A 13,038-nucleotide genomic window follows, 5' to 3' on the forward strand; every position below is an offset into this window, starting at 1 on the left:
CGGTGAAATGGGCACAGCATACACCCCAGGACTGACGGTCAGCGCGAACACGGTGATTCTGAAGACGCGCCGCTTGCCTATCAAGGGCGAGGTGCTGGTGCAGGAAGGCGAAGTGGTACAGCCCGACACAGTGGTCGCCCGCGCGCTGCTGCCTGGCATTTTGCAAACAGTGCGCGTGGCGCAAACGCTGGGCATCGAACCCAAGCAAATCCACAGCGTGCTGAAGGTCAAGGAGGGCGACACGGTCGAGAAAGACCAGATTATCGCCGAGACGAAGGGGTTTCTGGGGCTGTTTCGCGGCATCGCCAAGTCGCCTGTTCCGGGTACGGTGGAATTAATCTCGGATGTCACGGGGCATGTGGGCGTGCGCCAGCCGCCGACCGTTATTGATGTGAACGCCTATGTGCAGGGGCGCGTGGTGAAGATTCTGCCGCAGGAGGGCGCGGTCGTCGAGACGCAAGGCGCGCTGATTCAGGGCATCTTTGGCGTGGGTGGCGAGCGACGCGGCACGCTGCGCATGCTGGTCAGCCGCCCCGACGAGACGCTTACTGCACAACATATCCCCGACGATGTAGCAGGACAGATACTGGTCGGGGGCGCGGCGGTAGAAGCGGACGCAATTACCCGCGCTGCCGAACGCGGCGCGGTCGGCATCGTCGCTGGGGGCATCCGCGACACCGACCTGATTCGCTATCTGGGGCGCGACATCGGTGTCGCCATCACCGGCTCGGAAGAGATCCCGCTCTCGATTATCCTCACTGAGGGCTTTGGCGCGATTCAGATGGCGACCCGCACCTTCCGCCTGCTCAAAAGCTTGGAAGGCAAAACTGCTTCCATCAATGGCGCGACCCAAATCCGCGCAGGGGTCATCCGCCCCGAAATTATCGTGCCGTTAGAAGACCCCTCGCACCTACCCGAATCGCCGCCTGCGCGCGAGGCGCAAACGCTCAACATCGGCAGTACAGTGCGCATCATCCGCGAACCTTACTTTGGACGACTGGGCACTGTTGTCGAACTGCCTCCCGAACTGATGGAGATTGAATCGGGCACGCACGCCCGCGTCTTGAAAGCCGAGCTGGACGACGGGACGATTGCCGTCGTACCACGCGCGAATGTAGAAATCATTGTGGAGGAGTGACGATGGGCACATCTGCCGAAGCGGAACGACGCCCCGGCGCAGTGGAGGAGCAGAAGCCCGTGCGCGTGCTGCTCGTAGAGGATGACCCCGTACTCTGCGAGACGCTTCAATACAACCTACAACGCGAACGGCTGCAGGTTCTCGTCGCCAACGATGCAGAGAACGCCCTGAAACTGTTCCACCAGCACCAGCCGCACCTGCTGATACTGGATGTGATGCTGCCAGGGCGCAGCGGGTTCGACCTGTGCAGGATTATCCGCCAGCACAGCCAAACGCCCGTGCTGTTCTTGACGGCGCGGGCAGGGGAGGAGGACAAGATACGCGGCTTCGAACTTGGCGCAGACGACTACATCGTCAAGCCGTTCAGCGTGGCGGAACTGATTGCCCGCGTGCGCTCCATCCTGCGCCGTGCGCAGCCGAGCGTTCCGCCCCGTCTAAGATTCGGCGATGTCGAGATAGACTTAGAGGCGAAGCGCGTCTACCGCGACGGGCAAGAGCTGTCGATGACCCCGAAAGAGTATGCACTGCTCACCTTGTTGGCGACTCATCCAGGCAAAGTGTTCACGCGCGACCAGTTGTTAGACCGCGTGTGGGGATTAGGCGTCTATGTGAACCCGCGCACGGTGGATGTGCATATCCGCTGGCTGCGCGCCAAGATTGAGCCGGATCCCAAGAATCCACGCTATATCCAGACAGTGCGCGGCAGCGGGTATCGTTTCGAGGGATGAGTTTCCGCTGGCTACCCGCGTTGCTCTGGCTGAGCGCGGGGCTGCTGCTCATCACCGCGCTGGTAGACCTTCCACCCGCGTGGCGCGAGGCACTCATCGCGGCGGTAGTTGGCTTCATCCTGCTTGCGCTCTACTTCGTGCGGCGATTTTGCACCCGATTCAGCGACCTACAAGAGCGCGCGAACGAACTCTCGGAGCAGGTAGAAACGCTCACGCTGGAGCTGACCCGCCAGCAGCGGCGGCGACTCGCACTAATCGACGGCATCCCCATCCCGCTGCTCATCTGCGATGAGCACGCGATGCTGCGCCATGCAAATCGGCTCGCGCTGGAGTGGTTCGGCTTTCGCCACATGACGGGGAAGTCGTTGCTCGCACTAACTTTCTGCTACGACCTGTTTCTGCTGATGCTCAAGGCGGCGCGGCGCGAATCGGCAGTTTCGGGCGAAATCACCTTCAGTTTCCCCAAAGAGCGACACACGGAGGCGTACATCTGGTATCTCGGCGAGGCTGATTCGCACAAACTGTTCGCGATTGCGCTCATTGACAAGAGCGAGCTGCTGCGCCTCGAGCAGGTGCGACGCGACTTCGTGGCGAATGTGTCGCACGAGTTTCGCACCCCGCTGGCGTCCATCCGCTCGCTGGCGGAGACCCTCCACGACGACCCGCAAATGCCTGCCGAAACGCGCCAGCGATTCCTGAACCTGATTGTTCAAGAAGCGGATCGGCTCGCGCGGATTGCGGACGACCTGCTGACGCTCACACGCGCCGAGTCGATGCAACCCGTGCGCGAAGTGTTCGAACTCGCGCCCGTGATTCAGCAGGCAGTTCAGGAGATGGAGTCGGAAGCGCGTCGCGCCCAAGTGTCGATCTCAGCCGAGTTGGAGCCGAACCTGCGCCTGTTCGCCAATCGCGACCAGATTCTGCAAGTCGCGTTGAACCTGCTCAGCAACGCGATTCGCTACAACAAGCCACAAGGCAGCGTCTCAGTGCGCGTATATCGCGAGGGAAATCACGCCGTGCTGGAAGTGGCGGACACGGGTATCGGCATCCCCAGTGAGGCGTTGCCGCGTATCTTTGAACGATTCTACCGTGTAGACAAGACGCGCTCGCGCGAGACGGGCGGCACTGGGCTGGGGCTGGCGATTGTGAAGCACATCGTCGAAGCGCACGGTGGGCGGGTGGAGGTAGAGAGCGAGTATCGCGTGGGGAGCGTGTTCCGCGTGCGGTTGCCCCTGCACGCAACGGAGCCGTCTGAACCGCAGAGCCTTTAAACAGAGCCGCCCTCCCGAACGGGAGGGCGCGCTCTGCCGGTGTTCGCTTGAGGAGGTAAGGTTTAGTTGCCGAAGCCGCTGCCGCCGCCAAAGCCCGAGCCGCCGCGCGGGCGACCCTGCTGTCCTTGCCCGAAGCCGCCCATGCCGCCCCAGAACATCGGGCGACCACCTTCAAACTGGAACGGCTTGCCCTGCATCTGCTGCCACTGCTGCCGCTGCGCGGGGGTCAACACCTCCAGCATCTGCTTCTCCATCTGCTCGCGTATCTGCTGGAAGTTCTGAGCGCCCTGCCCCTGCCCAAAGCCACCGCCTTGCCACAGCTCGCGCAGCTGCTGCATCTGCTGCATCACGATGCCCTGCAAGCGCGAGCGCTGCTCTTGGGTCAGCTTCAGCTCGTCGGCGACCTCTGGCTGCAGGAACGCCATCGGACCCATCGCCTGCAGCTCGAGTTCACGCAGTCGCTTCTTCTGGGTCTCGTTCAGCACTTTAGTCGGGTCATTCTTCTGGCGCAACTCTTCCATTTTCTGGCGTCGCTCTTGCGGGGGCAGGTTGCGCGTTTCTTGCCAGGCGGTGCGCATCGCCTCTTGCATCTGGCGAATCTGGGTCTTCTGCTGCTCGGTCAGGTTCAGCTCGCGTTGCACATCGGGGCGTTGCAGCAGCATGCCTGCCATGCCCGCGCCCATCATTCTGCCGAAGCCTTGTCCCCGCAGCCCTTGTCCGCCGCCTTGCCCTTGGCGGGGCTGTCCGCCGAACACGCCTTGCGCAAATACACTGCACACCAGAGCCGCGGCAAGCACGCCGACAGCTATCGTTTTCGCTCGCATGGATTTCATCCTCCGTCGCCTATAGACGCACGGCGACGAAGAATGTTCACCTCCCTATCGCCAAAGCCTTCTGAAACCAGCCGTATCGTCGGCGTGTATACCGTGTGGAGACGACCATGCGGTACTGGACGGTTTTGGGATTATGGACGCTGGCGGGCGCACTCTGGGCGCAGGAGCCGAAGTCGGTCATCGGCTTCGAAACGCCCCAGCACGGCTGGCTCGTGCTGCCAGGCGCAGGGGGCAAACTGGAGTTGACCGAGAATCCGAATGATGTCAAGGCGGGCAAACGCGCGCTGCGCTACACCTACACGGCGGCAGCAGGCAAACTGAACGCAATTATCTATCTGGAACCCGAACTGTGGGCGCAGGGGTTTCGGTTCTGGATTAAGGCGGATCGCCCCGCGCTCTTCGCGCTGAGCATGCAGGAGCAAAGCGGCGAACGGTGGCACGCACCCTTCTGGGTCAGTGGCAACGAGTGGCAACAGGTCAGCATCGCGCTCGCCGATTTCACGCTTGCCGAAGACACGAAGCCCGTCAATAACAAACTCGACATGGACGAGGTCGAGGGGCTGGGATTGATCGATGTGAGCGCGCTCTTTCTGGCGACGCCCGAAGCGGCGATTCTGTTCGGCGACCAGACAGGCACGCGCGTGATGTGGCTGGACGAGTTCGAGTTCCTGTCGAAAGCCCCTGCAAGGCGCGCGACGCCCAACGCAATCGACGACTTCCAGCGCGACTACCTTGTGTGGATGGCAACCGCCTACACGACGATTCGGCGCGAAGCGGGCGGCATGCGCGTAGAGTACGACCTGCCGTTCCCTTACATTTTCGGCGCGCTGCGCATGGTGGAGCCAAATGCTCTGCGCGACACGAAAGGCATCGAGGTGGTCATTCAGGTCAAAACGCCGACCACGCTGGCAGCGTTCGTAGAGGAACAGGACGGCGAGCGCTGGTCGGCGACTTTCGAGGCAGGCGGCGAGAGCAAGCCCGAACCGAAGCGACTGCTCTGGAACCAGTTCACGATTACCGAAGACACCAAAGGCAAGGGCGACGGCAAGTTAGACCCTGCGAAAATCAAGATGCTTTCGCTGGCGGATTGGGGCGCACTGACGGAGGGCGGACCCACCAGCAACCGCTGGCTGGTACAATCGGTGCGCATGGTGAAGTAGCGATGCCCGACGACGCGACTTTGGTGGAGCAGTGCCTGCGGGGCGATACAGGGGCATTCGACGCGCTGGTCGCGCGCTATCGAGACCGCGTATTCTCGTTGGCGTTTCGGATTTTGGGGGAGGCGAGCGCGGCGGAGGACGCGATGCAGGAGGCGTTCCTGCGCGCCTACACACGGTTGCCGTTGTACGACCCTGCGCAACCGTTTGCGACTTGGCTGCTGTGCCTGACAGCGCGGGTGTGCCTGAACGCGCGGCGCGACCGCGCGACCGAGCAGCGGTACATGGAGCGAGCCGCCAAAGCCGCCCCGCCCGCACCCACGCTGGAGGAGCGTCTGTATGCGCGCGAGCAGCGGCGCACGGTGCAACGGCTCCTGATGCGCCTGCCCGCGCCCCAACGCGCCGCGATGCTGCTGTATTACTACGAGGAGTTGCCCCTCGCGGAGGTCGCGCGTGCGCTGAACACGCCCGAAGGCACGGTCAAGACTTGGCTCTATCGCGGGCGTGAGAGCCTGCGCCGCTGGCTGGAGGAGGAACTCGGATGAGACACGACTGCGAGCGATTGGAACCCGCGCTGCACGAGTGGCTGGAAGGGTGGCTTGATGAATCGGCACGCGCAGAGGTGGAGGCGCACCTGCGAGCGTGCCCCGCCTGCCACGCAAAACTGGGGGCGTGGCGTGCGGTGGGGCGCGCACTGCGCGAGTTGCCCTACCTGCCCGCGCCTGCAGCGCGTTTGCCTGAACCTGCGCGGGAGCCGCGCGGTGTGCTGCGCCTCGCGCTCGCGCTCTGTTTGCCGACCGCGCTGCTAACCGTCGCGTTCCGCGCCTCATTCAGCCCGCCGCCGCTGGAGTCGTGGCTGCCGCGCACCGCCACGCAGACGCTTACGCGCCCGTTTACCGCGCCCGCCGAAACGCTGTGGAACCGCTTGCAGGAGGTGATTTCCAGTTGGACAATCTCATAGGGCTACTCTTTCTGGGCTTGGCGTTGACGGCGGTCGGGCTGGTGGATGTCGCGCTGTTTCGCGGACTGACGGCGGATTACCTGACGCTGTCTCGTCGGAGTCCGCGCAGCGCGGGCGCACGCGGCGCGATAGTGCTTATCGTTGCAGGCGTGCTGGCATTCGTGCTGGGCGCGGCTGCCCAGAACTACCCCGAAGATGCCCCCGCGCGCAACGGACTGCTACTGCTGATTGCGCTGTTCGTGTTGCTGCTGGGGCTGGCGTTCCTGATAGGCTACGGCGCGACGGCGTGGAGCGTCGGCGAGCGCGTGCTGCAGGCGTTCGGCGTGGCGGAACCACACCCTGGCTGGTGCATCCTGACCGCGAGTCTGCTTATCCCCAGCGTGGTGTGGATTCCCGTTTTCGGGTGGGCGCTGGGGTTATATTGGTTGGCGACGACGGTGGGCGCAGTGGTTTATCGGCTATTGGAAGGGGGTCAGCCCGCTGCCGCCCCAGAGCCGCCTTCCCAACAGGGGAATTAGACCGATTAATGCGGGCATCCGCAGTATAATAGTGCGAATGGGCGTGATTGTCGGATTGGAAGGCGGCGGCACGAAGACGGGCTGCGCCGTGCTGAGCGAGCAAGGGGAGTTGCTGGCATACGCCGAGGGCGGTCCTGCGAACCTGAACTTCGTCGATGAGGCGACGCAGCGCCAATCGTTCGAGACCGCGCTCAACGGCGCGCTGGGGGGCATCGACGCGCCTGTGCGTGCGCTGGGCTACCGCGTTGCAGGCACACGCGCCAACTGGGACTGGGTTCTCCAACGGCTGGGCAACCCGCTTGCCTTTCCGATAGAAGAGGCGCGGATGGCGATGCTTAGCACGGGCGTAGCAGTTGCGCACGGAGTGGCGGTGATTGCGGGCACGGGCGCGCTGATTGGCGGTTTCGTGAACGACGAACTGAAGGTGCAGATGAGCGGCTGGGGCGCGCTGTTGGGCGACGAGGGCAGCGCTTACGATGTCGCGATGCGCGCCATCCGCGCCGCTGTGCGCGCGTGGGACGGACGCGACCGCCAAACCGCGCTTATCGAGGCGGTGCAACGCTACTTCGGCGTGCAAGACCTACACGAACTCATCCCCCTCTTTTACGAGCAGGGCGTGCCGCGCCATACAGTCGCCGCTTTCGCGCAGCATGTGGTGGATACCGCGCGCGCGGGCGACACACGGGCAAAAATCATCCTGCGTCAGGCAGGCGAGGACTTGGCACGCGACGCGCTCGCCTGCGCTGCGTGCCTGTTCTCGCGCGATGACGAATTTGATGTTGCCACGACGGGCGGAATGTTCAAAAGCCGTATCTTCCGCTCGGCGTTTCAGAGAGCGTTCGAGGTGTTGTTCCCGCATGCGGCGTTTCGCGAGCCAATCATGCCGCCTGCAGCGGCAGCGGCGCGCGCGGCGCTAAATCGGCTACGCGCGGGGTAACCACACGAAATCGCCCAGCGCGCCGCGCACCTGCACGGGCTGGTCGCTGGGCGGCAGCGGCACAATCACGCGCGTTGTAAGCGGTGTGCGCATCCGCAGCCGCAACGAAATCCCCACATCGTACATCACATGCCCGTTCCCCGCCAGGATTACGAACGCCAGTCGCGGCGAGGGCACGGTGCGCTCCAGATAGCGCAGCGCGGTGTCCGCCATGCCTGTGTCCCACACCACCTGCGCGGCGTAGAAGTTGTCGTTCTGTTGCTGCCCTGTGGGGTGTCCGCCGCCGAGCAGCGCGTAAAACAGTTTGCGGTGCGCCTCCACGCTGAGGTCGGGGTCAGGAATGCCCATCCGTTCCGCTTCGGGGATGCTTTGCCAGCCGCCACGCGCCGTCTGGCGCACCAACGCGCGCGGCACATTCAGCCCCACTAACCGCAACCGATGGCGATAGATCACCTCGAAGATAGGGCGGTAGAGCGCGAAATCGAACCCCCACTGTGTGCGCCACTCGCTTTGCTCAACAAACTCCGCCTCGCTGAGCCGATTCAGCGTCCAGAGGTTGAGCGCGTGTTGCTTCGTGCGGTCGAACATCTCCATCCCAACGATCACGCTGCGCCCCGCCTGCACGAGCGCGTCAATCACTTGCGCTTGAAACTGGTGGTGCTGGGCGTTATCGTGCAACTCGCCGATGAGAATAAAGGTCGCAGGCTCCAGCAGGCGCGTCATCTCGTGTGGGTTCACCACGCGGCGGCGGTGGGTGTCCACAATCTCGTCGGGGCGCACGCTCAGCAGGTACTGACGGCGCGGGTCGCCAATCGGCAGTGTGTAGACGGTCTCTCGTTGCGCATGCATCGCCGACGAATTCGCCGTTTTTACGCCGACTCCTGCAGGAGTTCAGCGACGGGGCGCGAACTGCGCCTCTGGGTACAATACATCTTGGAGGCGAATAAATGCAGAAGGGCGTGGATCCGATTGGGATAGGCGTGATAGCGCTGGGCGTGGTGATGCTCATCGTGCTGGTGGTAATTAGCAACAACATGATGCCGCAGCCGCTGCCCGCGCCGCAGATACCCGATTTGAACGGTTTGGCGCGTAAGATTGAAGACCCGCTGTCGGCGGCGGCTGGCACGGCGACTGGCATGGGCGGCGCGCCGATGATGGGCGCACCAGGCGGCTTTGGAGCCCCACCGCCCCCAGGCGCGCCGATGGGCGGACCCGCCGCGCCTGCAGGCGGGGGCATGGGCGGACGCCGCGGCGAAATGCCCGAAGATTACTGAAAATTCTCGGAACACTGGCAGAGGGGCGCCGTCTATAGACTCTGCAAGGGTCGTCCCAAGCATCTGGTGCACCCGCTATTAAAGGCGGGTGAGGATCGAAACAGACAAACCAGAGAGCATCTCTGCCAGAGGCTCGCTTGCCGAGCCTCTTTTTTTTTTTTACGCAGGGTATCCTTACCATGGGTGATACACGATGCCAGCCCTGAAGACACGCACGCGACCGAAACGCAAACGCCGCTGGACGGAGGCAGACCTGCTTCGCCTGCCCGACGACGGGCGCAAGTACGAACTGGTAAACGGGAGGCTTGTCGAAGTGCCTACAGGCGGACGACATGGGAGAATTGCAGCGGGAATGGTAGGACGCTTTTACGCTCTGCACCCGCCTGGAGCGTCGCTTTTCGACTCCAGCACGGGGTTCCGCATGGCGCAGGGCAACATCCGTTCGCCCGATGTGTCGGTGATGCGCACGGAGCGGCTGCCTGAAGGCAAAGCGCCCGTCGGCTTCGTGGACGGCGCGCCCGACCTGGCTATCGAGGTCGTCTCCCCCGATGAGCGGATGAGCGACCTGCTGACGAAGATGGCGGAATACTTCGAATCGGGTGCGCAGGAGGTGTGGCTGCTGTTTCCTGAGCGCAAGCAGGCGCATCGCTACCGCGCCGACCTTTCGGTCGAGGTGCTGCACGAGAACGACATTCTGCACGGCGCGCCGCTCGTGCCCGATTTCGCCGTGCGCGTCGGTGACCTCTTCGAAGAGTGAGCCAGTTAGGTACACTATAAGCCGTGCAGACGGTTACGCTGCCAGAGCCGACGCTGCCGCCGATTATCCAACGCGTGTGGCTCGATGAGCGCAAAATCAAACGCAAGGTACGGCAGATTGCGCGACAGATCGACCGCGACTACGCGGGGCTGAACCCCCACCTGGTCACGGTCATGAAGGGCGGGCTGTTTTTCCTGACCGATCTCGCCCGCGCGATGACGATCCCCCACACGCTGGACTTCCTTGCCATCACCAGCTACGGACCGCAATCCCAGTCGGGCGAGGTGCGCATCACCAAAGACCTCGACGAACCCATTGCGGGACGCCATGTGATCATCGTGGAAGACATCTTAGACACAGGGCTGACGCTGGCGTACATCTACAAGAATCTGGAGCGGCGCAAGCCCGCCAGCCTAAAGGTGTGCGTGTTTTTAGACCGCCCCTACCGACGGCTGATTGACATCCCCATCGCCTACAAGGGCTTCGACGCGCCCGATGAGTTCCTGGTCGGCTACGGGCTGGACTGGCGGCAGCAGTATCGGAGCCTGCCGTACATCGGGATTATCAAGCCCGAAGTGCTGCGGGCGGAGATACAGGGGTGAAGCGGTGCGTGCGACGGCGGCGCTGTGGGTAGCGTTCCTCGTGATTATTGTGCTGTTTGTTGCCTCGCTGGTCGCGGCGCATCAGGCGGGGGCGGGCGTGCTTAGCCGCGCGAATGCGCCCGCCATCCCACCAGAGCGAGTCGTTTTGGACTCAAGCGACCTCATTATTGAGGGCTGCCTCGCGCCGTTGCCCTCAGGCGAGCAGGAGGTGCGCCTCAAACTCTACAACACGGGGCTGACCGCGTTGCGCGAGATGCGGATAGAAGTCGCGCTGGACGGCAAGCCGCCCAAAGCGCCCGCCTCGCCCATCACCATCCGCCGATTCCCGCGCAAGGCGACCCCTGAAATCGTCCTGCTGTTCGACAAAACCGCCCGCCGCGAACTTTCCATCAAGGTGGACTATCGCTGGGGGCTGTTAGGGTCAGGTGGCGGCTCGGTGTCGGCGAGCAAGTTTCTTGCCCCCTGTCAAAGCACGCCGAGCCAGTGAACGCGCGCCTGCTCAATGACTACCGTACCGCCTGCGTCCTTGCGCAGCGTGCCCAGCACCGCCACGCGGTCGCCTTGCAGCAGCGGCAGCGCAGGCGCGTCCACCCGAATCGCCGCTGTCGCCTCGCCGAGCGCGTCGCGAATCTGGAGTGGCGCGTCCGCCTGCAGCCAGTCCGCCGCGACGACTTTGTTCAGCAGCAGCACGGGCGTCCCGTCGGGTAGTTGCGCAAGGCTTTCAAGGCGTCGGATGGTCTGCGCCTCTGCCTCGCCCAACAATACGGGCAGGTTCACGCCCATCCCCGCAGCAACCCACACCGCGCCGAGTGAGTGCGCAGGCAGCCCCTCCGCGCGGGCAATCAGCGTATAGACCCCCGCAGGCAGATGCACCGCCGCGAAGAAGCCGTTGCCGTCCGTTGTGAGCGTGCGCACGAGCGACCCCTCGCGGTAGACCTCCACCGTCGCGCCGTCCACAGGCGTGAGCGTGCGCGCGTCCAGCACCGTGCCCATCAGATGCCCCGCCGTCGGCGCAATTTTCCACGCCATCGGCGGCGTCGGAACCCACTCGCCGAAGTAGTCGCCCAGCGCACGGTAGAACGCCTCCTCGTAGCGGCGCGAACCCTCCTCCGTGCCGACGCCCGAAGTCGCCGCATACGAGAAAAAGTTCACCCCATACGCGCGGTTGCCCGCAGGCGACGGCGCACGCGCGAACTCCACCTGCTTGAGCGTGTTCTCGAGACTGTTCAGGTAGTTGCCAATCCCGACGACGCCGATACGCCCGTGCTGGTGGTCTTTCAAAAAAGTCGCCCAGTTGCGGAAAAACGCCGCCCGCGACGGGTTCGACTCGTCGTAGTAGACCATCGGAATCGCCATATCGAGGATGCCCTCTTTGAGCCAGCCTTGCCAGTCTTGGAACACGGCGCGGTAGGCGGAGCGGTTCACCCAGTCGTCGCTGGTCTGGGGTCCGTCGCCCCAAGTGATGAGCGCAGCGCTGACCTTGAGAGGGGGTTTGAGCGTGGTCGCCTGCGCGTAGATTTTGCGCACCACCGCCGACACCTGGTCGCGCCGCCACTGCTTCCAGAGCGGGTCGGTCGGGTCGGGCTTGCCCGTGCGCCCGTAGCGGCGGTTGAACCGCGCCACACTTGTAGGATTGTAGCCCCACCGCTCGCCCGTGTAGCGGATGTAATCGAAGTGGATGCCGTCAATCTCGTAGCGGCGCACGATGTCCAGCACGACCTTCGTGAACCATTCGTGGTACAGGGGATGCCCCCAGTCGCCGCCGTAGCCGACTTCGGTAATGCGGTTGCCGTCGTAGTCCTCGGTCTGGATTTCGGGCGCGCGGTTCAGGATGTGCTTCGGGTCGTTGGGCCAGCCGCTGCCCGGCCAAATCGGGTGGCTATTGACCCACACATGCACCTCGAGGCGCGGGGTCTCGCCGTGCGCTTTCTCGATGAGATATGCCAGCGCGTCGAAGCCCGCCTGCTGCTGCGTCGCGAACGGCTCCAACGGCGAGAGGTAGTGCGCGTCGCCCCGCTTGCGCATCTGCACAATCACCGCGTTCATCTGCGCCGCGCGCACGCGCTGCAAGAGCGTCTCCACCTGTTCGGGCGTGTGGAACCCCTCGTTGAAGCCGTCCACCCAGAATCCGCGAAACTCCGCTTGTGCCTGCGCCAGTGCTATCGTCATCGCTATCCCTGCCACGAGCGTCCATCCGTGTCGCATCGAGCGGTATTGTACCTGAGCAAAGTACCATGCGGCAGGCGGGATGGGGTATACTTGCAAACATGAGCGAGCGTGAACTATTGAACCGCATCACCCGCGATCCCAACATCTGCCACGGCAAGCCCGTGATTCGCGGCTTGCGCTATCCCGTGTCCGCCTTACTGGAACTGCTCGCAAGCGGCATGACACCCGAAGAGATCCTACAGGACTACCCTGACCTTGAAATGGACGACCTACGGGCAGCGTTGCTTTACGCGGCGCGCCTGTCCGAAGTCAAACATATGATTGCAAGATGAAAATGCTCGTCGACGCCCAACTGCCAGCACGCCTTGCCAATCACTTGCGTCGGCAAGGGATGGAAGTCCTTCACACGAGCGAGCTACCTCTCGGCAACCGAACCACAGACGAGGAACTCAAGCACCTATCTTTGACACAGGCATATGTAATTGTGACCAAAGACGGCGATTTCGTCGACAATTTATTACTTCATCAGAACTTATATAAACTAATATTGGTTAGTGTCGGAAACATCACCAACAACGAGCTGATAGAGTTATTTGCGAGTCATGAGCCAGAGATTCTGGATGGACTATCGAGAGCACGCTTCGTAGAGTTGTCTCGCATGGGAGTGATCGTACACTGGTGAGAATTCGTTTA

At 63.2% G+C, this 13,038-nt stretch carries 17 protein-coding genes; 14 read left to right on the forward strand and 3 right to left on the reverse strand.

The window, feature by feature from the left end:
* The first annotated feature begins 7 nt into the window (after nt 1-7).
* From NW848_RS09245 to NW848_RS09255, 3 genes are read left to right on the forward strand one after another with little or no spacing between them, the layout of a single operon-like run.
* A complete protein-coding gene (locus tag NW848_RS09245; RefSeq protein WP_414510979.1) occupies nt 8-1,138 on the forward strand; it encodes a hypothetical protein in 1,131 nt (376 codons plus the stop codon).
* Nucleotides 1,139-1,140: 2 nt separating this feature from the next.
* Nucleotides 1,141-1,866 carry a winged helix-turn-helix domain-containing protein gene (locus tag NW848_RS09250; RefSeq protein ID WP_414510980.1) on the forward strand — a complete coding sequence of 242 codons (726 nt, stop codon included), beginning with the start codon at nt 1,141-1,143 and terminating at the stop codon, nt 1,864-1,866.
* Nucleotides 1,863-3,137 carry a sensor histidine kinase gene (locus NW848_RS09255; RefSeq protein ID WP_414510981.1) on the forward strand — a complete coding sequence of 425 codons (1,275 nt, stop codon included), beginning with the start codon at nt 1,863-1,865 and terminating at the stop codon, nt 3,135-3,137. Before NW848_RS09250 ends, NW848_RS09255 begins: the two co-directional genes overlap by 4 nt.
* 62 nt (nt 3,138-3,199) lie before the next feature.
* Here NW848_RS09255 and NW848_RS09260 read toward each other — a convergent pair whose 3' ends face one another.
* On the reverse strand, nt 3,200-3,961 hold the full coding sequence (locus tag NW848_RS09260) for a hypothetical protein (RefSeq protein WP_414510982.1): 762 nt from the start codon (nt 3,959-3,961) through the stop codon (nt 3,200-3,202).
* 116 nt (nt 3,962-4,077) lie between these two features.
* Between NW848_RS09260 and NW848_RS09265 the strand changes: the two genes are divergently transcribed.
* Genes NW848_RS09265 through NW848_RS09285 form a run of 5 tightly spaced genes read left to right on the forward strand, consistent with a single transcriptional unit; the run spans nt 4,078 to nt 7,543 of the window.
* A complete protein-coding gene (locus tag NW848_RS09265) occupies nt 4,078-5,130 on the forward strand; it encodes a carbohydrate binding domain-containing protein (RefSeq protein ID WP_414510983.1) in 1,053 nt (350 codons plus the stop codon).
* A gap of 2 nt (nt 5,131-5,132) precedes the next feature.
* Nucleotides 5,133-5,672 (forward strand): RNA polymerase sigma factor, encoded by a 540-nt coding sequence (locus tag NW848_RS09270; RefSeq protein ID WP_414510984.1) that lies wholly within the window; start codon nt 5,133-5,135, stop codon nt 5,670-5,672.
* Nucleotides 5,669-6,088, forward strand: a complete 420-nt coding sequence (locus tag NW848_RS09275; protein ID WP_414510985.1) for an anti-sigma factor family protein — start codon at nt 5,669-5,671, stop codon at nt 6,086-6,088. Before NW848_RS09270 ends, NW848_RS09275 begins: the two co-directional genes overlap by 4 nt.
* Nucleotides 6,073-6,606, forward strand: coding sequence for a hypothetical protein (locus tag NW848_RS09280; RefSeq protein WP_414510986.1), 534 nt, complete (start codon nt 6,073-6,075; stop codon nt 6,604-6,606). The genes NW848_RS09275 and NW848_RS09280 overlap by 16 nt, the downstream gene beginning before the upstream one ends.
* Before the next feature lie 37 nt (nt 6,607-6,643).
* Nucleotides 6,644-7,543 (forward strand): BadF/BadG/BcrA/BcrD ATPase family protein, encoded by a 900-nt coding sequence (locus NW848_RS09285; protein ID WP_414510987.1) that lies wholly within the window; start codon nt 6,644-6,646, stop codon nt 7,541-7,543.
* On the opposite strand, the gene NW848_RS09290 is transcribed toward NW848_RS09285, so the two are convergent.
* Entirely contained in the window at nt 7,529-8,392 is an 864-nt protein-coding gene (locus NW848_RS09290; protein WP_414510988.1) for a ChaN family lipoprotein, read from the reverse strand. The two genes, NW848_RS09285 and NW848_RS09290, sit on opposite strands and share 15 nt — an antisense overlap.
* Before the next feature lie 98 nt (nt 8,393-8,490).
* Between NW848_RS09290 and NW848_RS09295 the strand changes: the two genes are divergently transcribed.
* The 4 genes from NW848_RS09295 (at nt 8,491) to NW848_RS09310 (ending at nt 10,663) form a co-directional block, all read left to right on the forward strand.
* A complete protein-coding gene (locus NW848_RS09295; RefSeq protein WP_414510989.1) occupies nt 8,491-8,817 on the forward strand; it encodes a hypothetical protein in 327 nt (108 codons plus the stop codon).
* 193 nt (nt 8,818-9,010) lie between these two features.
* The gene (locus tag NW848_RS09300; RefSeq protein WP_414510990.1) at nt 9,011-9,574 is read left to right on the forward strand and encodes a Uma2 family endonuclease; all 564 of its coding nucleotides are present in this window, start codon (nt 9,011-9,013) and stop codon (nt 9,572-9,574) included.
* Nucleotides 9,575-9,597: 23 nt separating this feature from the next.
* Entirely contained in the window at nt 9,598-10,176 is a 579-nt protein-coding gene (hpt, locus tag NW848_RS09305) for a hypoxanthine phosphoribosyltransferase (RefSeq protein ID WP_414510991.1), read from the forward strand.
* A gap of 4 nt (nt 10,177-10,180) precedes the next feature.
* On the forward strand, nt 10,181-10,663 hold the full coding sequence (locus NW848_RS09310; RefSeq protein ID WP_414510992.1) for a hypothetical protein: 483 nt from the start codon (nt 10,181-10,183) through the stop codon (nt 10,661-10,663).
* Here the strand turns inward: NW848_RS09310 and NW848_RS09315 are convergent.
* On the reverse strand, nt 10,642-12,381 hold the full coding sequence (locus tag NW848_RS09315) for a family 10 glycosylhydrolase (protein ID WP_414510993.1): 1,740 nt from the start codon (nt 12,379-12,381) through the stop codon (nt 10,642-10,644). The genes NW848_RS09310 and NW848_RS09315 overlap by 22 nt on opposite strands.
* A gap of 62 nt (nt 12,382-12,443) precedes the next feature.
* Here NW848_RS09315 and NW848_RS09320 point away from each other — a divergent pair, with 62 nt between their 5' ends.
* Together NW848_RS09320 and NW848_RS09325 are read left to right on the forward strand one after the other, a co-directional pair.
* Entirely contained in the window at nt 12,444-12,677 is a 234-nt protein-coding gene (locus tag NW848_RS09320) for a DUF433 domain-containing protein (protein WP_414510994.1), read from the forward strand.
* 2 nt (nt 12,678-12,679) lie between these two features.
* Nucleotides 12,680-13,027 (forward strand): DUF5615 family PIN-like protein, encoded by a 348-nt coding sequence (locus tag NW848_RS09325; protein WP_414511082.1) that lies wholly within the window; start codon nt 12,680-12,682, stop codon nt 13,025-13,027.
* Nucleotides 13,028-13,038: the final 11 nt, after the last annotated feature.

This window comes from Synechococcus sp. RC10A2 (assembly GCF_047502605.1).

What these genes read in the sequence shown, in the direction of transcription:
- NW848_RS09285 (WP_414510987.1), top strand. Translation starts at nt 6,644, where the DNA reads ATGGGCGTGATTGTCGGATTGGAAGGCGGCGGCACGAAGACGGGCTGC.
- NW848_RS09275 (WP_414510985.1), top strand. Translation starts at nt 5,669, where the DNA reads ATGAGACACGACTGCGAGCGATTGGAACCCGCGCTGCACGAGTGGCTG.
- NW848_RS09300 (WP_414510990.1), top strand. Translation starts at nt 9,011, where the DNA reads ATGCCAGCCCTGAAGACACGCACGCGACCGAAACGCAAACGCCGCTGG.
- NW848_RS09260 (WP_414510982.1), bottom strand. Translation starts at nt 3,961, where the DNA reads ATGCGAGCGAAAACGATAGCTGTCGGCGTGCTTGCCGCGGCTCTGGTG.
- NW848_RS09320 (WP_414510994.1), top strand. Translation starts at nt 12,444, where the DNA reads ATGAGCGAGCGTGAACTATTGAACCGCATCACCCGCGATCCCAACATC.
- NW848_RS09255 (WP_414510981.1), top strand. Translation starts at nt 1,863, where the DNA reads ATGAGTTTCCGCTGGCTACCCGCGTTGCTCTGGCTGAGCGCGGGGCTG.
- NW848_RS09290 (WP_414510988.1), bottom strand. Translation starts at nt 8,392, where the DNA reads ATGCATGCGCAACGAGAGACCGTCTACACACTGCCGATTGGCGACCCG.
- NW848_RS09265 (WP_414510983.1), top strand. Translation starts at nt 4,078, where the DNA reads ATGCGGTACTGGACGGTTTTGGGATTATGGACGCTGGCGGGCGCACTC.
- NW848_RS09325 (WP_414511082.1), top strand. Translation starts at nt 12,680, where the DNA reads ATGCTCGTCGACGCCCAACTGCCAGCACGCCTTGCCAATCACTTGCGT.
- NW848_RS09270 (WP_414510984.1), top strand. Translation starts at nt 5,133, where the DNA reads ATGCCCGACGACGCGACTTTGGTGGAGCAGTGCCTGCGGGGCGATACA.
- NW848_RS09250 (WP_414510980.1), top strand. Translation starts at nt 1,141, where the DNA reads ATGGGCACATCTGCCGAAGCGGAACGACGCCCCGGCGCAGTGGAGGAG.
- NW848_RS09315 (WP_414510993.1), bottom strand. Translation starts at nt 12,381, where the DNA reads ATGCGACACGGATGGACGCTCGTGGCAGGGATAGCGATGACGATAGCA.
- NW848_RS09295 (WP_414510989.1), top strand. Translation starts at nt 8,491, where the DNA reads ATGCAGAAGGGCGTGGATCCGATTGGGATAGGCGTGATAGCGCTGGGC.
- NW848_RS09245 (WP_414510979.1), top strand. Translation starts at nt 8, where the DNA reads ATGGGCACAGCATACACCCCAGGACTGACGGTCAGCGCGAACACGGTG.